19 protein-coding genes are annotated in these 20889 nt (G+C 53.2%); 8 read left to right on the top strand and 11 right to left on the bottom strand.

Annotation, left to right across the window (positions count from 1 at the left end):
* The first annotated feature begins 31 nt into the window (after nucleotides 1-31).
* The 4 genes from eno to queE all read left to right on the top strand — a co-directional run bounded on the left by eno (nucleotide 32) and on the right by queE (nucleotide 6022).
* Nucleotides 32-1327, top strand: a complete 1296-nt coding sequence (gene eno, locus FVB43_RS01525) for a phosphopyruvate hydratase (RefSeq protein WP_133846049.1) — start codon at nucleotides 32-34, stop codon at nucleotides 1325-1327.
* A 209-nt stretch (nucleotides 1328-1536) separates the two neighbouring features.
* Nucleotides 1537-3423 carry an acyltransferase family protein gene (locus FVB43_RS01520; RefSeq protein WP_167863285.1) on the top strand — a complete coding sequence of 629 codons (1887 nt, stop codon included), beginning with the start codon at nucleotides 1537-1539 and terminating at the stop codon, nucleotides 3421-3423.
* A 121-nt stretch (nucleotides 3424-3544) separates the two neighbouring features.
* Complete coding sequence (locus FVB43_RS01515; RefSeq protein WP_167863284.1) at nucleotides 3545-5212, top strand: methyl-accepting chemotaxis protein; 1668 nt, start codon at nucleotides 3545-3547, stop codon at nucleotides 5210-5212.
* Nucleotides 5213-5350: 138 nt separating this feature from the next.
* Nucleotides 5351-6022 (top strand): 7-carboxy-7-deazaguanine synthase QueE, encoded by a 672-nt coding sequence (gene queE / locus FVB43_RS01510; RefSeq protein WP_133846046.1) that lies wholly within the window; start codon nucleotides 5351-5353, stop codon nucleotides 6020-6022.
* A 96-nt stretch (nucleotides 6023-6118) separates the two neighbouring features.
* Here the strand turns inward: queE and FVB43_RS01505 are convergent, their stop codons facing one another.
* Nucleotides 6119-6991 carry an MBL fold metallo-hydrolase gene (locus FVB43_RS01505; RefSeq protein ID WP_159337940.1) on the bottom strand — a complete coding sequence of 291 codons (873 nt, stop codon included), beginning with the start codon at nucleotides 6989-6991 and terminating at the stop codon, nucleotides 6119-6121.
* Nucleotides 6992-7093: 102 nt separating this feature from the next.
* Between FVB43_RS01505 and FVB43_RS01500 the strand changes: the two genes are divergently transcribed.
* On the top strand, nucleotides 7094-8008 hold the full coding sequence (locus FVB43_RS01500; protein ID WP_133846044.1) for a LysR family transcriptional regulator: 915 nt from the start codon (nucleotides 7094-7096) through the stop codon (nucleotides 8006-8008).
* Nucleotides 8009-8061: 53 nt separating this feature from the next.
* Here the strand turns inward: FVB43_RS01500 and FVB43_RS01495 are convergent, their stop codons facing one another.
* The 5 genes from FVB43_RS01495 to queD all read right to left on the bottom strand — a co-directional run bounded on the left by FVB43_RS01495 (nucleotide 8062) and on the right by queD (nucleotide 12409).
* Nucleotides 8062-9483, bottom strand: a complete 1422-nt coding sequence (locus tag FVB43_RS01495) for an ABC transporter substrate-binding protein (RefSeq protein ID WP_167863283.1) — start codon at nucleotides 9481-9483, stop codon at nucleotides 8062-8064.
* 72 nt (nucleotides 9484-9555) lie between these two features.
* Complete coding sequence (locus FVB43_RS01490) at nucleotides 9556-10329, bottom strand: amino acid ABC transporter substrate-binding protein (RefSeq protein WP_167863282.1); 774 nt, start codon at nucleotides 10327-10329, stop codon at nucleotides 9556-9558.
* Nucleotides 10330-10367: 38 nt separating this feature from the next.
* Nucleotides 10368-11135, bottom strand: coding sequence for an amino acid ABC transporter ATP-binding protein (locus FVB43_RS01485; protein WP_167863281.1), 768 nt, complete (start codon nucleotides 11133-11135; stop codon nucleotides 10368-10370).
* Nucleotides 11113-11811: an amino acid ABC transporter permease gene (locus tag FVB43_RS01480; protein ID WP_133846040.1), complete on the bottom strand. Its 699-nt coding sequence runs from the start codon at nucleotides 11809-11811 to the stop codon at nucleotides 11113-11115. The genes FVB43_RS01485 and FVB43_RS01480 overlap by 23 nt, the downstream gene beginning before the upstream one ends.
* A 238-nt stretch (nucleotides 11812-12049) precedes the next feature.
* Nucleotides 12050-12409: a 6-carboxytetrahydropterin synthase QueD gene (gene queD / locus FVB43_RS01475; protein WP_133846039.1), complete on the bottom strand. Its 360-nt coding sequence runs from the start codon at nucleotides 12407-12409 to the stop codon at nucleotides 12050-12052.
* A gap of 287 nt (nucleotides 12410-12696) precedes the next feature.
* Between queD and cysJ the strand changes: the two genes are divergently transcribed.
* From cysJ to FVB43_RS01460, 3 genes are read left to right on the top strand one after another with little or no spacing between them, the layout of a single operon-like run.
* Complete coding sequence (gene cysJ / locus FVB43_RS01470; RefSeq protein ID WP_167863280.1) at nucleotides 12697-14499, top strand: NADPH-dependent assimilatory sulfite reductase flavoprotein subunit; 1803 nt, start codon at nucleotides 12697-12699, stop codon at nucleotides 14497-14499.
* A complete protein-coding gene (gene cysI, locus FVB43_RS01465; RefSeq protein WP_133846037.1) occupies nucleotides 14499-16214 on the top strand; it encodes an assimilatory sulfite reductase (NADPH) hemoprotein subunit in 1716 nt (571 codons plus the stop codon). The genes cysJ and cysI overlap by 1 nt, the downstream gene beginning before the upstream one ends.
* Before the next feature lie 12 nt (nucleotides 16215-16226).
* On the top strand, nucleotides 16227-16958 hold the full coding sequence (locus FVB43_RS01460) for a phosphoadenylyl-sulfate reductase (protein WP_167863279.1): 732 nt from the start codon (nucleotides 16227-16229) through the stop codon (nucleotides 16956-16958).
* Nucleotides 16959-17300: 342 nt separating this feature from the next.
* Here FVB43_RS01460 and FVB43_RS01455 read toward each other — a convergent pair whose 3' ends face one another.
* From FVB43_RS01455 to FVB43_RS01435, 5 genes are all read right to left on the bottom strand, one after another.
* Nucleotides 17301-17633, bottom strand: coding sequence for a hypothetical protein (locus tag FVB43_RS01455; RefSeq protein ID WP_159337944.1), 333 nt, complete (start codon nucleotides 17631-17633; stop codon nucleotides 17301-17303).
* A gap of 59 nt (nucleotides 17634-17692) precedes the next feature.
* Nucleotides 17693-18307, bottom strand: coding sequence for a peptidoglycan recognition protein family protein (locus tag FVB43_RS01450; RefSeq protein WP_167863278.1), 615 nt, complete (start codon nucleotides 18305-18307; stop codon nucleotides 17693-17695).
* Nucleotides 18308-18352: 45 nt separating this feature from the next.
* The gene (locus FVB43_RS01445) at nucleotides 18353-18835 is read right to left on the bottom strand and encodes an Hcp family type VI secretion system effector (protein ID WP_167863277.1); all 483 of its coding nucleotides are present in this window, start codon (nucleotides 18833-18835) and stop codon (nucleotides 18353-18355) included.
* Between the two features lie 494 nt (nucleotides 18836-19329).
* A complete protein-coding gene (locus FVB43_RS01440) occupies nucleotides 19330-19614 on the bottom strand; it encodes a YciI family protein (protein WP_159337947.1) in 285 nt (94 codons plus the stop codon).
* A 16-nt stretch (nucleotides 19615-19630) separates the two neighbouring features.
* Entirely contained in the window at nucleotides 19631-20614 is a 984-nt protein-coding gene (locus FVB43_RS01435) for an aminopeptidase (protein ID WP_167863276.1), read from the bottom strand.
* Nucleotides 20615-20889: the final 275 nt, after the last annotated feature.

The raw sequence follows: 20889 nt of genomic DNA, 5'->3' as shown, positions 1-20889 counted from the left end.
GTTTAAGCTAACTTGTACTGAGGAAAAACTAATGTCCAAAATCATTAAAGTCATCGGTCGCGAAATCATCGACTCTCGTGGAAACCCGACTGTTGAAGCTGAAGTGCATCTGGAAGGCGGCTTTGTCGGTCTGGCAGCGGCGCCATCAGGTGCTTCTACTGGTTCTCGCGAAGCGCTGGAACTGCGTGACGGTGACAAATCTCGTTTCCTGGGTAAAGGCGTCACTAAAGCTGTTGCTGCTGTTAATGGTCCGATCGCTGACGCGGTTACCGGCAAAGATGCCAAAGACCAGGCCAATATCGACAAGATCATGATCGATCTGGACGGTACTGAGAACAAATCACAGTTTGGTGCTAACGCCATTCTGGCTGTTTCTCTGGCTGCGGCTAAAGCGGCGGCTGCTGCGAAAGGCATGCCACTGTACGAGCACATCGCTGAACTGAACGGCACCCCAGGCAAGTTCTCTATGCCACTGCCAATGATGAACATCATCAACGGCGGCGAGCACGCAGACAACAACGTCGACATCCAGGAATTCATGATCCAGCCTGTTGGCGCGAAAACGCTGAAAGAAGCTGTACGTATGGGTTCTGAAGTGTTCCATACCCTGGCAAAAGTGCTGAAATCTAAAGGCATGGGCACTGCGGTTGGTGACGAAGGTGGCTATGCGCCAAACCTGGGTTCTAACGCAGAAGCACTGGCTGTTATCGCTGAAGCGGTAAAAGAAGCGGGCTATGTTCTGGGTAAAGACATCACCCTGGCAATGGACTGTGCAGCATCTGAATTCTACAAAGACGGTAAATATGTGCTGGCAGGCGAAGGCAACAAAGCCTTCACTTCTGAAGAGTTCACTCACTTCCTGGAAGACCTGACCAAACAGTACCCAATCGTCTCTATCGAAGATGGCCTGGACGAATCTGACTGGGCTGGCTTCAAATACCAGACCGAAGTGCTGGGCGACAAAATCCAGCTGGTGGGCGACGACCTGTTCGTGACCAACACCAAGATCCTGAAAGAAGGCATCGACAAAGGCATCGCTAACTCCATCCTGATCAAATTCAACCAGATCGGTTCTCTGACCGAGACGCTGGCTGCGATCAAAATGGCTAAAGACGCGGGCTACACTGCGGTGATCTCTCACCGTTCAGGTGAAACTGAAGATGCCACTATCGCTGACCTGGCGGTAGGTACTGCAGCGGGCCAGATCAAAACCGGTTCTATGAGCCGTTCTGACCGTGTTGCTAAGTACAACCAGCTGATCCGTATCGAAGAAGCGCTGGGCAACCGTGCGCCATTCAACGGCCTGAAAGAAGTTAAAGGTCAGTAAGCTGCCGATATTCTGAACCGGTTATCCGGTTGAGGATTATCTGAAAAGCCCCGTCTCCGGACGGGGCTTTTTTTTGCTTATTTTTATTTTTCAGCGAGTTAAGGTTATTTCTTGAATGCGGAAAAGTCCTGGTTCATGGATTGCAGGGCGTTTTTATGCGTCATTTTGTGTAAATTCGCGGTGACTATTTGTAACCAGGATCAGAAAATATGAAATACCGTGCTGATGTTGACGGGCTACGCGCACTCGCCGTACTGCCGGTTATTGCGTACCACATGGGAATAGGGGGGATACCCGGCGGTTTTACCGGCGTCGATATCTTCTTTGTGATTTCCGGCTATCTGATCTGCGGCATTATTTATAACAGTGCCATGAGTGGCAACTTCTCTTATCTCGATTTCTATAAACGTCGCTGCCTGCGTATTTTGCCACCGCTGTTTGTGGTGCTGCTGGCGGTGATGATATTTGGTTATTACCACCTGCTTCCCGCTCAGTTTACCGATCTGAGCAACAGTGCGCTGGCGGCATTGCTGTCGGCATCGAATATCTTTTTCTGGAAAACCACCGGCTATTTTGATGGCCCGGCCGATCTCAAGCCGCTGCTGCATACCTGGTCGCTGGCGGTGGAAGAGCAGTTCTATATTCTCTTCCCCATCATCCTGTTGCTGGTGATCCGTCTGTTCCGCAACCGTACCACTCAGGTGATGCTGCTGGTGATAGCGGGTTCGCTGCTGTTGAGTATTTACGGCGTTACGCGCAAACCTACCTTTACCTTCTACATGCTTCCGACCCGCGCCTGGGAGATGGCGCTCGGCGGGATTATTGCTATCGCCGGGCTGGAAGCCAAAACCGCCCATTACCGTACCGGGGTGAAACACGCCATGAGCCTCAGCGGGCTGGCGTTGATTCTGTTTGGTTTTCTCTGGCTTGATACCACCCTGCCTTTCCCGGCGTGGAATGCGCTCTATCCGTGTCTTGGTAGCTTCCTGATTATCCTGGCGGGTCAGCAGTCTGTCGTCTCCCGTCTGCTGGCACTGAAGCCGGTCGTGTATATCGGTATGATCTCCTACTGCCTGTATCTGTGGCACTGGCCGATCATTGTTTACTCGCGCATGTTCTTTAATTTTGAACCGGGTGTGCGTGAGCTGGTGATCCTCGCCTTAACCTTTGGTCTGGCAGTGGCATCGCGCTATCTGATCGAAATCCCGTTCCGCTACAAACTGTCTTACATCAGCCCGGGCCGTATTGTGGCGGCTTCGGTGATAGGGCTTGCCGTGATGGCCAGCGGAGCGCTGTATAAAGGCCATATCAGTAACAGCTCCGGGCAATTTTCTCCGGCGGCGTTGGCGCTGGCGCAGTACTCGGAATACAGCAAGATGCCGGAGTTTGACTACCAATATCGTCGTGGGCAGTGTTTCGTTGATGGTAAGAGCGAGGAAGATAAGCCGTTTGATCGTGAGTTCTGCCTCAAGACCTCTCCGACCGCGAAGAACTATGTGATGATCGGTGACAGCCATGCAGCGCATCTGTGGCGTGCTATCAGCCTGGCGGCGGGGGACGGAGTGAACGTTATTCAGGCGACCTCAGCAGGCTGTAAGCCGTTGTACCAGCAGTCACTGCGTAATCCGTGCACCCGACTGGTGGACTATGTCTACGACCAGTGGATCGCAGAACATCATATTGACGGCATTATCATTTCGGCGCGCTGGGCACCGGAGGATATCGCGCCTCTGCGCGCAACGCTCGAGCACCTGAAATCTCGCTCTGGCAATATCATCGTCATGGGGCCGACCGTCGAATATACCGAAGCGCTGCCGGACCTGCTGGCTTATCAGACGGACGGACGAAAAGATTTGGTTGCCTCATCGATTAAGAAAGAGATCCGCGGGACGGACGAACAAATGCGTACAGCGATGGCCGAGCAGGGAACGCCCTATATCTCGGTCTATTCGATTGTCTGCCCCGGTAACATTTGTCGCGGGCTGGCGTCTGACGGCCATCCGACCTCGAACGACTACGGTCACTTTACCCTGAGCGGGGCGAAAGACGTGGCGAAGCAGGCGATGGTGCAGATGCGCGACAACAGATTTATGTAATTTATCAATCCGGGCGGCCGTCAAAGGGCCGCCCACAGGGCTTTTGTAAGTAATTAAAGTAAATGCCACTCTGAACCGATATTAGCTGTTATCGGGCTAACCCCATCACAGAGTGCGCACCATGCTAAAAAATATAAAAGTCGTCACCAGCATCGTTATCATGCTGATCATTTTTAGTGCGCTATTGCTTGTCTCCAGCGCGCTCTCGTTCAATGCGATAAGCCAGGACAAAGCCAACTTCACCCGTGCCACGATTTTGACTGAGCAACAGGGGCAACTGAGTGATGCATGGCAAACACTGGTCAAAACGCGGGTCACCATCAACCGGGTGGCTATCCGTATCCTGAAAAAGCAGACCGATCCTGCCTCCATGGCGGCGATTGAAAAACTGCTGGGCCAGGCCTCTGAAACGCTGGACGATGCCGGACAACATTTTGCCCGTTATAAACAGTATCCGGCGGTAGAGGGCCAGAATACGGCACTGGATGACGCCATTGTCAGCAGCTATCAGCTGATGTACGACACCATGAAACAGTCCATTCAGTATCTGGGGGCCAATAACTACGAAGCGTACGGTAATCTGGAAGCGCAGAAAGCCCAGGATGATTTAGAAAAAAATTATGACCGCTGGCGTGAGCAGAACGGCAGCCTGCTGGCGGTGGGCGTCACCGATAACCAAAACGGCTACAACCATATGGTCTGGACGCTGGGGGCGGTGGTGTTGATATTGCTGCTGCTGGTGGGCTCGGTCTGGGTGGTGATCAAACGTGTTCTGCTGACGCCGTTAAAACAGTTGCTGGTCCATATTCAGCGTATCGCGGCGGGTGACCTTTCCGAAACCCTGGTGGTGGACGGGCGCAGCGAAATGGGTCTGCTGGCCAGTAACCTGACGCAAATGCAGCAGTCGCTGATCGGCACCGTGGGTAATGTGCGTGACAGTTCGAATGCCATTTACACCGGGGCGAGTGAAATCTCTCAGGGTAACAACGATCTCTCTTCCCGTACTGAACAGCAGGCGGCCTCGCTGGAGCAAACTGCGGCCAGCATGGAACAGTTAACGGCCACCGTGAAGCAGAACGCCGAAAACGCGCGTCAGGCGTCACAGCTGGCTAAGAACGCCTCAGAAACCGCCGCGAAAGGCGGCAGGGTGGTGGAAGGTGTGGTGAAAACCATGAATGAGATCGCGGGAAGTTCTAAAAAGATTGCTGATATTACCAGCGTGATCGACGGCATCGCTTTCCAGACCAATATCCTGGCACTGAATGCGGCGGTTGAAGCGGCACGAGCCGGTGAGCAGGGGCGTGGGTTTGCCGTTGTCGCGGGCGAAGTGCGTAATCTTGCCCAGCGCAGCGCCCAGGCTGCCAAAGAGATTAAATCCCTGATTGAGGACTCAGTGAACCGCGTGGATGCCGGTTCACAGCAGGTGGCGACGGCAGGGGAAACCATGACGGATATCGTCAGCGCGGTGGTGCGCGTCACCGATATTATGGGTGAGATCTCCTCGGCGTCTGATGAACAGAGCCGTGGCATCGACCAGATTGGCCTTGCCGTCACCGAGATGGATCGGGTGACGCAGCAGAATGCCTCTCTGGTGCAGGAATCTGCGGCTGCGTCAGCGTCACTGGAAGAGCAGGCCAGCCTGCTGTCTCAGGCGGTTGCCGTGTTTAAAATCGGACCACAGCGTGCTGTGGTTGTCGATAACCGCAGCGCTCAGGCACTCAAAACCCCACGGCTGGCCGCTCCGCGTAAAGCCGCAGCCACCGACGAAGGGAATTGGGAGACGTTTTAACCCCGCCTGCCTGGCCGTTGACCGTCTGCATTGGGGGGAGGGTCAACGGCGGCGCAATGATTGGCACGCTTTGTTTGGCCTTATTCTGTCAATCTGCCATAATCTGCGCCCGTATTTTAGCCACCAGTCGAGATGTTAATGCAGTACCCGATAAATGAAATGTTCCAGACGTTGCAGGGCGAAGGTCTTTATACCGGCGTACCGGCAATTTTTATCCGCTTGCAGGGATGCCCGGTGGGCTGCAGTTGGTGTGATACCAAACATACCTGGGATAAACTGGCCGATCGGGAGACATCGCTGGGCGATATTCTGCTGAAAACCGTCGAAACCGATGCCTGGGGTGCCGCCGATGCAGAGGCCTTGATCGGCGTGATCCGCCAGCATGGCTGGACGGCGAAACATATTGTGATCACCGGCGGTGAGCCGTGCATTCACGATCTCACTCCGTTGACCGCAGCCCTTCAGCAGCATGGTTTCGGTTGCCAGATTGAAACCAGCGGCACGCACGATGTGCGCTGTACGCCGGAAACCTGGGTGACAGTGTCGCCGAAGGTGAATATGCGCGGCGGCTATGATGTGCTGCATCAGGCCCTGGTGCGCGCCGATGAAGTGAAACACCCGGTGGCGCGTCAGCGCGACGTCGATGCGCTGGATGATCTGCTGGCAACGCTCAGCGATGATAAGGCGCGGATTATCGCGCTACAGCCGATCAGTCAGAAGGATGATGCGACGAAGCTGTGCATTGAAACCTGCATTGCGCGTAACTGGCGGTTATCGATGCAGACGCACAAATATTTGAATATTGCCTGACCCGGATCGACAGGGCCATGTAGGGGTGAGGCATGCCTCACCCGTTGCGGATGTGGCGAGGCGTGCCTCGCCCCTACGATTTCAGACCCTGAAGGGTTACTGCGGCCACTTCATCTCGCCTTTCAGCACTTTCGCGCTCAATTCCAGGCTCGACGCATCTTTTAAATCAGGGTATTTCGTCTTCATCGTCGCGGTATAACTGGCGGCATCTTTACTCTCTGCCAACACGCTTTCAGCCGTTTTCAGATACTGGTGAGTGAAGTTCACCGACGCCACTGTCTCTGCCGCACCCGGCAGGAAATGCCCTGGAACAACGCGCACCGGTTTCAGCGCTGTAATCGCTTCCAGCTTCTGCTGCCAAACTGACCGCTCGGTGGCTGACTGCGCATCGGCCATCCAGACGTGAATATTATTGCCATACACCACCACGCCGCCCATCACTGTTTTCAGGGAGGGCACCCACAGCCAGGTATTCTGCGGCTGCGGGCCGTTCACGCCTTTTACCTCGATGCGCTCACCGTCCACCTTAAAACTGTCGCCCTGTAAGACCTCGGGAACAATCAGCGACTCTGGAGCGTTAGCGCCCATCTTCGGCCCCCAGAACGCCAGCTTGCCCTCTTTGCTCTGTTTAATGAGATCTACCGTGGCGGCAGTAGCGAGAATTTTCACCTGTGGGAAGGCGTGCTTAATCGTATCGAGGCCGAAGTAGAAATCCGGGTCCGACTGGCTGATAAACACCGTAGTGAGCGTTTTTCCTGTCGCTTTGATGCGTTTGACCAGCGCTTCGGCATCATTGCGCTGGAACTGGGCATCAATCAGCACCACTTCATTCGGGCCGGAAATGATTTCGCTGGAAACCGCAAACATACTGGCTTCGCCTGGATTATAAACTTCCAGTTTTAGGGTTTCAGCGGCATACAGTGGAGCGCTGGCCGTCAGCGCCAGCAGGAGAGTGAGGCGGGTTTTCATCGTAAATAACCTGTGAGTCGGAAAAGAACCCAGTGTAGGTTGCAAAATACAGCAGATAAACCGACTATCAGGCAACAGATTGTTGCATAAAACGGGCATATTATGGATCGCGTCACCGCAGCGACGGTTTTTATCACCATTGTTCAACGCGGCAGCCTGTCGGCGGCGGCGGAAACGCTGGATATGTCGCGGGCTATGGTCACCCGCTATCTGAACCAGATGGAAAGCTGGGCCGGGGCGCGCCTGCTGCATCGCAGCACCCGCCGTCTGAGCCTGACGCCTGCCGGAGAGCATGCCCTGGCGCGTTGCCAGCAACTGGCGGCGCTGTCTGCCGAGATTGAGCACAGCAACCAGCCAGAGGGAGAGGGGCTCTCCGGTCTGCTGCGCGTCTCCTGTTCGCTGTCGCTGGGGCAAAGCGTGCTGATGGTGGCACTGACCGCGTTTCAGCAGCGTTATCCCCGGGTGCGTATCGACCTGCACATCAGCAATCAACGGGTCAACCTGGTGGAAGAACGTATTGATCTGGCGCTGCGCATTACTGCCCAGTTGGAGCCCAACCTGATTGCCCGCCCCCTGCATACCTGTCAGTCGGTGATTTGTGCGGCTCCCGCTTATCTTGCCCGTGCGGGAACGCCGCAGATCCCGCAGGACCTCACCCATCACAACTGCCTGGCCTACTCGCATTTCGGTAAAAGCCTGTGGCACTTCACCCGGGGCGAGGAGAAAGAGGCGGTGGCGGTCAGTGGTAATCTGAGTGGCAATGATTCGGTGATGCTGCTCTCTGCCACCCTGGCGGGGGCCGGTATTTCCATGCAGCCGAACTACAGTGCAGGACCGCTGTTGGCCAGCGGTGAACTGGTAGCCTTGCTGCCAGAGTATCAGCTTGATGAGCTGGGGCTGTATGCGATTTATTCGTCGCGGCAGTACCAGTCTGCACGCCTGCGTACATTGCTGGATTTTCTGGTGGCATGGTTTAGCGCAGAGGACGCCGGGCGACTGCTGAGAGGGGAAGAGTAAAGACGGATGGGGGGCCGGGGAGGTGGCTCGGTATTGTGAGCCACCTTAGGGTATCAGAGGATGCGGACCCGACCTTCTGCGCAGGGGTGCCAGCCGCGGGCTTTCTCTCCCAGCGCCCAGCGATGATCCGGGGCATACAAAAATAGCCAGGGTGCGTCATCGTGAACCTGAGTAAACGCCTGGCGCATGATTGCCGCACGTTGATCGCCATCAGCCGTCGCGGCGGCACGGTCAAGCAGCGCATTGAGCGCCTCGCTGTGATACCCCTGCCACCACGGGCCCTGCTGGCGGGAATCCAGTTTTTCACGGTAAATGCGCCAGCCGCTGGCCGGGCTGGAGTCAAAGCAGGCAATATCGCCAAACTGCTTATCGCGTACCCGCTGCGCATAGGCCGGTCTGTCTTCATAGATAGTCAAATCGACGGTCACACCCACCGCCTGAAGTTCCTCCGCGATATGCCGGGCCAGCACAATCGATTCATCGGGAAAGCGTGCCGGGAGCGCCAGCGACAGCTTCAGCCCTGAGGCATAGCCCGCGTCTGCCAGCAGCTGTCGTGCTGCGTTGGGATCGTAGCGATAGGGCTGCACATCCTGCGGAATAACGCTGTGGCGGGCCGTTAACGGCCCGGCTAAGGGGCGCGCGTGGCCCTGAGCGATCTGTGGATGCGCGATAATTGCCTGACGATTAACGGCATAATTCAGCGCCTTTCTGACCCGAACATCCTGTGTGGCACCCTCAAACAGGTTCAGCAGAAAAATAATGCACAGATAACTACGCTGGCTGACGATGTGTTCCGCGCCAGCTGGCTCAAACAGCGGGTCCACCAGCAGATCGGCCTCACCACGGGCGAACAGCGCCTGGCGTTGCACGGCATCAGGCTCGGCCAGCCACACCAGCGTGGCGGCTGGCGGTTTACCCGCCCAGTGATCATCAAAGGCGTGCAGGGTTATACGCCCTGGCTGCTGCTCTGCGAACTGGTAAGGACCGCTGCCGATAGGCTGCTGTGGCAGCGCGTGCAGGTTGTCTGCCGGAACAATGGCAATATCCACCAGTAAATCCAGCAGATCAGCAAAAGGTTCCGGGTTGTCGATCGTCAGCGCGCCATTATCGGCCACTGTCACGGTGGCATGCTGTAAATAGCTGCGCAGCACGCCCTGCGTACCCAGCTCGCCTGGCATCTCCGGTGAGAGCGCGCGCAGCAGAGAGGCTTGGGCATCAAAGGCTGTGAGTATTGCGCCGTTGTGGCAGCGCACGCCAGCGCGCAGCTGGAAGCACCAGCGTCGGCAATCGTCCTCCACTGACCAGCTTTCCGCCAGCCACGGAATAAACTCGCCCTCATCGTTGCGTCTGACGAGCGCATCAAAGATCGCATCAATAATGCTGCGCCGGTCACGGATATCTGACAGAACATGCGGATCGGCAAGCGGCACCGTGGGCTGAACGACGGTAAACAGGTCAGTGGAGGAGATCGTCATTGAAGTCACTCATCAGCAGGAGAAGCGTCTCCGCAGGGCATTGGCAGCCCTGCGGAGTGTCACAGAGGGGGGTTATTTGGAAACGTCAGCGGCAAAATAGTGCTGAGAAATGCGCTGATAAGTCCCGTCGCTTTTAATCTCAGCTAAGGCTTTATCAATGGCGGCTTTCAGCTCAGGGTTACCTTTACGGATGAGAATACCTTCCTGCTCGGCATCGGCACGGGTGGCAGCGATTTTCACGTTGGCGTCCGGCTTGTGTTTTTTAAAGTCGAGGTAAGACAGGTTATCGTTAATGGTGGCATCGGCACGGCCGCTGGCCACCAGATCGACCGACTGGTTAAAGCCGTCGGTGCCGACAATCTCCGCACCGTAGCTGCGTGCCAGCTGTGCATAGTTGCTGGTCAGCGTATGCGCTGATTTTTTGCCTTTCAAATCTTCGAAGGATTTGATGCTGGTGTTATCGCTGCGCACAATCAGCACGCCTTTTGAGGCGATGTAGGGTACAGAGAAATCATATTTCTGCTGACGCTCCGGGGTAATAGACACCTGGTTAATCACTGCTTCGTAACGCCTGGCATCCAGCCCGGCGATCAGTCCATCCCACTTCCCTTCCACGAATTCCGCTTTCACGTTCAGGCGTTTAGCCACTTCGCGGCCGATCTCGACATCAAAGCCGGTTAACGCGCCGGTAGCATCGTGGTAAGTAAACGGTGGATAGGTTCCTTCCGTACCAATTTTCAGCACGCCGGCCGACTGAATCTTAGCGAGATCAGTTTCTGCCAGTGCGGCAGAGGAGAAGCTCAGCTGGACCAGGCCTGCCAATAATAACGTTGCGATCTTTTTCATTAAAAACTCCTGAATGCTGTCTGTGATGGGGTCTTAAATTATATTTCCCAGGAATCGGGCAGGGTGTCGGTCAGGGTCGAGATAAAGGCTTTCGTTCTGGGTTTCTCGGCGCGGGTAAACAGATCGCGGGAGGTTCCCGTCTCCACGATCTCCCCCGCTTCGAGAAACACCACGTTGTTAGCAATATTGGCGGCCAGACGCAGGTCGTGCGTTGCCATCAGCATGGTCATTCCTTCTTTTGCCAGATCCTTCAGCACCGCAACAACTTCAAGCGACAGCTCCGGGTCCAGCGCCGATGTGGGTTCATCACAAAGCAGCACCTTGGGTGACGGCGCCAGTGCGCGGGCAATCGCCACGCGCTGCTGCTGACCACCGGACAGGGTGGCAGGCCAGGCATCGCGCTTGTGGATCATGCCCACTTTCTTCAGCAGCGCTTCGGCACGTTCGCGAGCCTGAGCGGGATGCTGTTTATGGACGGTAATCAACCCTTCCATAATGTTTTCAATGACGGTCAGATGTGGAAACAGCTGAAAGTTTTGGAATACCATGCCGGTTTGCTGGCAAATACGACGGATATCTTTTCGGGCAACACGTTGGCTGCCGGAAAATACAATATGTTCGTTACCGATGGTTAACTCGCCCGCCTGCGGTATTTCCAGCAGGTTGATGCAGCGTAATAATGTGCTCTTGCCGCTACCTGAAGGGCCGATAAGTGCCGTCACGCTACCTTCATTAATTGTCAGGTCGATATTCTTTAAAACCGGATTGCCATCAAATTGTTTTTCAATGTTGGATAATTTTATCATTATCTCTTTCCTTTACCGTGCTATTGCTGGCGAGCTTATTTTCCAGTCTGGTCTGTAATGCAGATAAAACAGAACTGATTAATAAATAAATAATGGCGGCTTCGGTATACAGTATTAATGGCTGATAGGTGACTGCCGCAATACGCTGTGCGGCAAGGAACATCTCGGGGACGGTAATGACCGAGGCCAGAGAGGTATCTTTGACCAGCGAAATAAAGGTATTGGATAACGGCGGGACGGCAATGCGTGCAGCCTGTGGAATAATGATGCGACGCAGTGCCTGAACCCAGCTCATACTGATGGAGTGCGCCGCTTCCCACTGACCTTTTGGCACAGAAAGCAACGTGGCGCGGATCACTTCAGAAGTATAGGCACCAATATTCAGCGTAAAGCCAATAACCGCAGCCGGAAAAGCATCAAGCGTAATGCCTACGCCAGGAAGTGCATAGAAAATCAGAAAGAGCTGTACCAATAATGGCGTGCCACGAATAAGCCAGACATAAAATCGCACAATATATTGCAGGGGCTTAGGCCCATATAATCGTGCCAGTGCAACGATAAAACCCAGCGATAAACCCAGTGCAAAAGAGACCAGCGTTAAAGGGATGGTAAATGTCACACCGGCGTACAGCATCGGCCAGAATGAATCAATTGCTAACGTAAGCCATGCTGGCATTGTTCACCCATCTTAAAAAATAAATATCGATTTTTGTTCTGTGGCGAGAGAATATCACGGTGGTGTAAGGAGCGCTTATATCTTGAAATGATATAATATATTCTCTAAGAATATATATTTAATTCATAAGCTTTTCTGAAAAACGCATATAGACCGAAAATAATTCGAGGTGCATGAAGGCAGCTTGAAGTATGACGGGTATAGAAAAGCAGGCCTGATTGACAGGCCTGTCTGGCAATCAACCGCGATAGACGCAGCCAGCGGTGCAGGTCTCTTTCACCAGTACGGCGCTTAACAGTGGCAGAACCGGCTTCATCTGTTGCCAGATCCACTCTGCCAGCACTTCGCTGGTCGGGTTTTCAAGCCCAGGGATGTCGTTGAGATAATAATGGTCCAGACGATCATAAACGGGTTTGAACGCCGCCTTGATCTCTGAAAAATCCATTACCCAGCCCGTATGCGCATCCACTTCGCCAGTAATTTCCAGACGAACCATAAAGGAATGCCCGTGCAGGCGGCCGCATTTGTGCCCTGCTGGCACATTCGGTAAATGGTGCGCGGCTTCGAATTGAAAATCTTTAAACAGCGTAGTCGCCATAGTGACAGTCTCAGTCTTTATCAATAAAACCGCCGCAGGATACCGGAAAACAGCTTTTTTCGCACCCGTTTCCCGGCTAAACGCGATAAAGGGAAATACCTGTTAAAGGTGTTGTTTTTAACTAATTGAATAGTATGAAAATAATTAACCTGTTTTGTCGCTAATGCTTACCATAAAAACCGTTTAGTCATTTTGGTTATTAATTATTTCCAACCCTTATTTAAGGGTTATTATGCTTGCCCTTACCCTGTTGTTAATAGCTCTCTGACTGTGGAATTTTCAACGTAATGACGACTCAGGCACCCTCTAACATGCTTCCGTTAAATCCGGACCAGCTTGCCCGCTTACAGGCAGCCACCGGTGATTATTCCCCCACCCAGCTGGCGTGGCTTTCCGGTTATTTCTGGGGCATGGTCAATCAGACGCCGGGTACGGCAGTCGCCAGCGCTCCCGCTGCGGTTGAGGTGCCAACCGTCACTATTCTCTCTGCGTCACAAACCGGGAATGCACGCCGTCTCTCTGAACAGCTGCGTGATGACCTGCTGGCCGTGAAACTGAACGTTAACCTGGTGAATGCCGGTGATTACAAATTCAAGCAGATTGGGCAGGAGAAGCTACTGGTCGTGGTGACCTCCACGCAGGGCGAGGGGGAGCCGCCGGAAGAAGCCGTTGCGCTGCATAAATTCCTGATGTCGAAGAAAGCGCCAAAAATGGACGGCAGCGCCTTTGCGGTGTTTGGTCTGGGCGATACGTCTTACGAATTTTTCAGCCAGGCCGGAAAAGATTTTGACAACAAACTGGCTGAACTGGGCGGGGAGCGTCTGCTCGATCGCGTTGATGCTGACGTGGAGTACGCGCAACAGGCCGAAGCCTGGCGTAAGCAGGTGGTGGATGTTCTTAAAGCTCGTGTGCCGGATGCCAGCGCGGGTCAGATTGCCGCAGCGGCAACAGGTAGCGTGAATGAAATTCACAGCAGCCCCTACACCAAAGAAACTCCGCTGACCGCCAGCTTTGCGGTCAATCAGAAAATCACGGGCCGTGACTCCGATAAAGATGTGCGCCATATTGAAATTGATCTGGGTGATTCCGGGTTGCGTTATCAGCCGGGCGATGCACTCGGCGTATGGTTCGAAAATGACCCGCTGTTAGTCAAAGAGCTGCTTGAACTGCTGTGGCTGAAAGGCGACGAGACAGTCACCGTGAACGGCGAGACGTTACCCCTGGCAGAGGCTCTGCAAAAACAGTATGAACTGACGGTCAATACCCCGCAGATCGTCGAGCAGTATGCCCAGCTTTCCCGCAATGAAGCGTTACTGGCGCAAATTGACGAGAAAGCCAAACTTCACCATTACGCACAGAACACACCGATTGTTGATATGGTGCGTTACGCCCCGACTGAGCTGAACGTTGAGCAATTGCTTGGCTTGCTGCGTCCGCTGACGCCGCGCCTCTATTCGATTGCTTCTTCGCAGGCTGAGAATGAAACCGAAGTGCATATCACCGTCGGTGCTGTGCGCTTTGAGATTGAAGGCCGTGCGCGTGCTGGCGGGGCCTCCAGTTATCTGGCTGACCGTCTGGAGGAGGATGCAGAAATCCGCGTCTTCATCGAGCACAACGATAATTTCCGTCTGCCAGCCAACCCGGATGCTCCGGTGATTATGATTGGCCCGGGCACCGGGATTGCACCGTTCCGCGCCTTTATGCAGCAGCGTGATACAGAAGGGGCTGGCGGTAAAAACTGGCTGTTCTTCGGTAATCCACACTTTACCGAAGACTTCCTGTATCAGGTTGAGTGGCAGCGTTACGTGAAAGACGGTTTGCTGACAAACATTGATTTAGCCTGGTCACGTGACCAGGATCATAAAGTGTACGTACAAGATAAAATCCGTGCGAAAGGTGCGGAACTGTGGCGCTGGATCGAAGAGGGCGCGCACATTTACGTCTGTGGCGATGCAAATCGTATGGCTAAAGACGTTGAGCAGGCATTACTGGAAGTGGTAGCCGAATTCGGTGCAATGGACACCGAAACGGCGGATGAATTTTTAAGTGAGCTGCGCATTGAGCGCCGTTATCAGCGAGATGTGTACTAATGAGCAATGAAAAATATCCAGGGCCGTTGGTGGTCGAAGGCAAGCTGGTCGACGCTGAACGCCTGAAAAAACAGAGTAACTATCTGCGTGGTGGCATTGCCGAAGACCTGCATGACGGGCTGACCGGCGGCTTCAACGGCGATAACTTCTTGCTGATCCGTTTCCACGGTATGTACCAGCAGGATGATCGTGATATCCGTGCTGAACGTACAGAGCAGAAACTGGATGCGCGCCATGCGATGATGCTGCGCTGCCGTCTGCCGGGCGGCATCATGACGCCGAAACAGTGGCTGGCGATCGACAAGTTCGCCACCGATAACACGATTTACGGCAGTATCCGTCTGACTAACCGCCAGACTTTCCAGTTCCACGGCATTCTGAAAGGCAATGTTAAACCGGCGCATCAGATGCTGCATGAAGTGGGCCTGGATGCGCTGGCGACCGCCAATGACGTGAACCGTAATGTGCTGTGCAGCTCAAACCCGATTGAGTCTGAACTGCATCAGGAAGCGTACGAGTGGGCCAAAAAGCTGTCTGAGCATCTGCTGCCACAGACCCGCGCTTACGCCGAAATCTGGCTGGATCAGGAAAAAGTGGCCACCACTGACGTTGAGCCGATCCTGGGTGAAACCTATCTGCCGCGTAAGTTCAAAACGACCGTAGTGGTGCCGCCGCATAATGACGTCGATTTGCACGCCAACGACCTGAACTTTATTGCGATTGCCGAGAATGGCAAGCTGGTGGGCTTTAACCTGTTGGTGGGCGGCGGATTGTCTATCGACCACGGGAATAAAGCCACTTACGCACGCACCGCCAGTGAGTTCGGTTATCTGCCACTGGAAAAAATTCTCGATGTGGCCGAAGCCGTCGTCACCACTCAGCGTGACTGGGGTAATCGTACCGACCGTAAGAACGCAAAAACTAAATACACGCTGGAGCGCGTTGGCCCGGATGTGTTTAAAGCGGAGGTGGAGCGCCGTGCAGGGCTGACCTTCGAGCCGACCCGTCCGTACGAATTCACCACACGTGGCGATCGTTTTGGCTGGGTTAAGGGCATTGATAATCAATGGCACCTGACGCTGTTTATCGAAAATGGTCGTTTGCTGGACTACCCAGGCCGGCCGCTGAAAACCGGTCTGGCCGAGATCGCTAAGATCCATCAGGGCGACTTCCGCCTGACGGCGAATCAGAACCTGATTGTTGCCGGGGTGCCGGAGTCAGAGAAAGAGAAGATTGAACAGCTTGCGGTGTCACACAGTCTGATGGAAAACGTCAGTCATCAGCGTGAAAACTCGATGGCCTGCGTGGCCTTCCCGACCTGCCCACTGGCAATGGCTGAAGCGGAGCGTTTCCTGCCAGAGTTTGTGACGCGTGTTGAAGGCATCATGAATAAGCACGGCGTGGGTGATGAGCATATTGTCCTGCGCGTAACGGGTTGCCCGAATGGCTGTGGCCGTGCGCTGCTGGCTGAGGTGGGCCTGGTCGGCAAGGCGCCGGGGCGTTACAACCTGCATCTGGGCGGTAACCGCGTGGGTACACGCATTCCGCGTATGCACAGTGAAAACATCAATGAAGAGCAGATTCTGGCAACGCTGGATGAGCTGGTTGGCCGTTGGGCGAAAGAGCGCGAAGCTGACGAAGGTTTCGGTGATTTCACCATCCGTGCCGGGATCGTCCGGCCGGTACTCGATCCGGCCCGTGATTTCTGGGAATGATGGAGGCGTGATATGGCAGTTCTCGATCTGACGACACTGAACGCATTACCGAAGGTGGAGCGCGTCATGGCGCTCGCCGAAATCAACAACACGCTGGATAAACTGTCTGCCGAAGACCGGGTGATCTGGGGTCTGGAGAACCTGCCGGGTGAGGCCGTGCTGACCTCAAGTTTTGGTATTCAGGCGGCTGTCAGTCTGCATCTGGTTGCGCGTCAGAAGCCGGATATTCCGGTGATCCTGACGGATACCGGCTATCTGTTCCAGGAAACCTATCAGTTTATCGATCAACTGACGGAGAAGCTGGATCTCAACTTACAGGTGTTCCGCGCAGAGCACAGCCCGGCGTGGCAGGAAGCGCGTTATGGCAAGCTGTGGGAGCAGGGCGTAGAGGGCATTGAGCGTTACAACCAGATCAACAAGGTTGAACCCATGAACCGTGCGCTGGAGACGCTGAACGCCCAGACATGGTTTGCCGGCCTGCGCCGCGATCAGTCCGGGAGCCGGGCGCATTTGCCGGTGCTGGCGATCAAGAAAGGCGTCTTTAAGCTGTTGCCGATCATCGACTGGGATAACCGTCAGGTATATCAGTATCTGCAACAGCATGGCCTGAGCTACCACCCGCTGTGGGAACAGGGTTATCTCTCGGTGGGGGATACCCACACCACGCGTAAATGGGAACCGGGGATGGCAGAAGAAGAGACGCGTTTCTTTGGCCTGAAGCGCGAGTGCGGCCTGCACGAGTAGTGTTACTTGTTACCAAATTAGCGTCGTGGCCTGGTTTCTTTAAGCATCTGTAGTGGCCGACCTTCTTTTCCGGTCGGCCAGTTAAGATGACTATAAAAATTTATTTTTTCCATTCCTGTTTTGCTGGTTCGCTTAATCTTCCCACTCATTATCGATGTGGTAGAAATATTTTCTACTCCCTTGGGTGAAGTCCACCCATCCAAGCCCACTGGAGTGAATTCTCTACTCGCCTGAACAAATACAGGGAAAAGTAATGAAAACCAAAAAATCACTTTTCTTATTCCCATTTCTTGTATTCGATCCCGTTTGTCCCCTCATTTTTTGACAGGAAACTTACAGTTTTCATTCATCTTCCCATTTGTTATTCAGATAAAGGAATAACCTCTTCTTCCCTGCGTTCACTTTATCCTCAAAATATACAGAGCCAAGGCCGCTATCGTGCAGTCCCCAAACCCCATAAGATCCATCTTTAAATGTAACAGTGCCAGAAGCGATACAAGGAGAGTAGTATTCGTGAACCCATCCTACGCCAAATTCGTCCTCCCTGGCCTTGGCAAAGTAATCGATTAATTCCTTTTTTGTGGGGTTGAAAAGCTTACACCATTTAGAATATCCCTCTGTATCTTCAACACTAGAAGCATAGTGACCACCCTCTAATATTTCAATATGATCCACCTCCCTGCCCGCATGAGTGTATAAAGTTAAAAATAGCAGGGGGTAGAATAAATTTTTTTTTATTCCCATTTTGCTGTACTCGCTTCCGTGTTGTTTTTTCTGCCTACATTGGGATGTCTATGGATTTCAGTCATAGGAACGTTAAATGTTGAAGTAAGCTCTGCAACGAGCCATTTAAGAGACTCGTTCTGCTTATCTGTAACAGTCTCGTAAACTTCATTACCTTTAGGGCCTGCGGCCTTTCCAACTATTTCAATGCCTATGCTATCGGTGTTATTTGGAAAACGCTCCGGGAAGTTCTTTTCTCTTTCTATATCAGATATTTCCTTGGATATTTTTCGTTCCCAAAATTTTTTAGTGTGCAATGCTATTAAACGAACTTCGGTAGGTTGACATGTTTTTTTTAAGAAGCATTTAGATTGCATCAAACCAACATGCCAGGTTGTTTTAAATAACGACGCTGTTTGATAAACCTTGCCATCTTTATCTATTAGAAAATGTGCTCCATTAGCAGCCTTGTTGGCATAACTGTTAAAAGTACTTTGAGCTGACGAACTATCAGTTTGATGCACGACAATATCATTAACGCTATCGAGACTCCCTCTCTCAATCGTTTTAAATATCTTTCTCTCGATGCGGTCATCATAAATATAACCGTCTTCATCTATATACATATTATCTTCCTTTATAAATGCACTAAGAGCCTATCCCATTAGGATCTAAATAGTCGCGTTAGCTTTAATGTCATAACCCATTGCTACCATGCCCATTATCTTCCCCTCTGCACTCTGTGGTAAGTATTCGAATTTCACTCTTGAAAAACAAAGACCTACTTTCTCTATTGGTATTGGCATATGGACCATGCCAATCGGCTCGACACAAGTAATAATCAGTTCTTGCAATGTTATTTTTAAGAAGTCTAATGGAGAACCACCGGCTTTTCTGACGGTCAGAACAGCCTCCGGGATATGTTTTCCCGTCAGGCAATATTGAATGAGATTTGTCGAGGATCTATCAATGTAATGTTTGAAATATAAATCGTGTACGGTTGATTTTCCTGCACCTCCGCCACTTCCAGAGTGCATATTAGCTGGCTGAGCGACTGACCAGTTCCACCTCAAGACTTCGATTTCCCCTTTATGAGAAAAATCCAGTGACTCACCTTCAACGCCATTGATTTTTATAAACATATCCTGAGCCATACATTCTCCTTGTTATGGGCATTCAGTGATAACGTGCTGCCTTCCTCTGTTATGGTGCCGCAAGCGAAGCCTAAAAGGCCCCATAAAAGAAATGGGGACCCTATCAGTTATCTGCTGCAACATCAGTAGTGAATTTACCTGGATTATCAGAAGTCTCGGCGCGATCGCATTCAGGATTGTACTATCCCCATAATCAGCACCACCAAAATGATCACAGCCAAAAATGGCCATTGCGGGCTGAACGGCTGTCGTTGCCAGGCCGAGGATCACAGCGACTACTTGAAATTGACGTATCCTTCCGTGGGATTTTCGCCTTTTCTGGCCGCGATGCTGTTGCCAGAGAGGTGAACGTGATGGGACAGGTTAGCCAGGTCTCTGCGGCATGGATGCCGCAGCGAAGCCCCCAGGGAAGGGTTTACGGCGTCCTGGCGTTCTGCCCATTGCGGTCACCGGTGCTCTGTATTAAAGCGGGGTAGCTGTTGGTATCGGGACCATCAAATCCCGGTCAGTGCCGCAAACTTATCCGCAGAGCGGGTGATATTCACTTTTGTCACTTCGTAGCTGGCGACTTTCTGGAACGGATCTTCCGCCAGGATAACGTCCAGCTGCTTTCTGTCCATTTCTTTCACCATGATCATGCCGCCGGTGCGCGGATCTTTACGCCCGGCGCTGATAAAGGCCCCGGCGGTAAAGTAACGATTAATCCAGGCAACGTGAGGTTCCAGCAGCGCTTCCACTTCTTCCATGGGACGGGTGTAGGTCAGAAAGACGATATACATTCATCACTCCAAAACATTAAGGATTAGCCAGTTCGCGAATCAAGGGCAGCAGCACCGCCACCGAATCATGTGCTCGGTGGGTGATACGCCCCGGTAACCAGCGGTCAATATAGGTCAGATTATCACGCTGTGCCTGATGGCGCAGCGCAACAGGGAAGTGCTGGGCGATACTACGCGGCAGCTTGCCGGATGGCGCATCGCTGGCGTTGACCGACAGTAGCGGGAAGCCGGCGCGGTCGAAGGGGGTCTCTTCACTCGCTGTCTGCGCCGAACTTTTGATGCCCAGATGACGGGCCAGTGTCATGGCGCGATCGCGCGTCTGCCGGGCCACGGCTTTGGGGGTTTTGCTGCCGCTGGTAAACGTCAGATGGCTGCCGATAATCAGGCTGTCGAGATTAATTACCAGCAGCGTATTGTGTTTCTCTTCGGGGGTCATACGCGAAAGGTAGTCTTCGCTGCCCTGATGACCAATCTCTTCGCCGCTCAGGGCAACGAAACGCAAACTGTAATGCAGCGGCTGAGTACCGAGCCGCTGTGCCAGTTCCAGCATTACCCCCAGGCCGGAGGCATTGTCATCAACGCCCTGATTGGTGAGCCCACCGAGGTTATTTTGCATCTCGCTATCATTGTGCGGCGTCCAGCTGTCGCTGTGGGCGATAATCACAATCTGCTGTGCGACCTGACCTTCCCGGGCCGCAATCACCGAGGTTGCATTGACGTTGCGCCATGTCACATCACCGCTCTGATGTTGATAGGCATAACGCGTGGTGAAACGACGCTGGTTGCTGTGATAGCCAAGCTGGGTGAACTGCTGCTGCAGATAATCGGCGGTCAGCATATCCGCCGGGCTGCCCGCCATTCTGCCGGGAAAATAGGTGGCAATATGCCGCAGTTGCTGTTCGGCGATACTGCCTGTCTTTATACTGACGGCATTCGTACTGAAATTGATGCCGCAAATGAGCAGTGCTGCCAGCATCCCCTGGCGCAGAAGGGTTACCATGGATCATTCCTTAAAACCTGTCGCATCAGGCTATTTTACTTGCCATTTTGAACCTGGGCAGTGCTCAAAATCCTCACGTACTGCGTGTACGCTGCGGGATTGAGCGCTGTCCGGGTCCAAACTGGCTGCGACAATTACGCCTAATCATTTAGGCATTGATACGTCGTCAGTGACGATACGTACGAAAATTTTTGCGCAGTTAGTATGAAATTGTGACGGCCGTTAAACAATTTTAATCTCTCTGAAAGGTGCGAAATATCATCTGTTAAGCACAT

Source organism: Erwinia rhapontici, assembly GCF_012271765.1.
Classification (GTDB): domain Bacteria; phylum Pseudomonadota; class Gammaproteobacteria; order Enterobacterales; family Enterobacteriaceae; genus Erwinia; species Erwinia rhapontici.
Note: the sequence above shows the minus strand (reverse complement) of the source record. Positions and strands in the feature narration are given on the sequence as shown.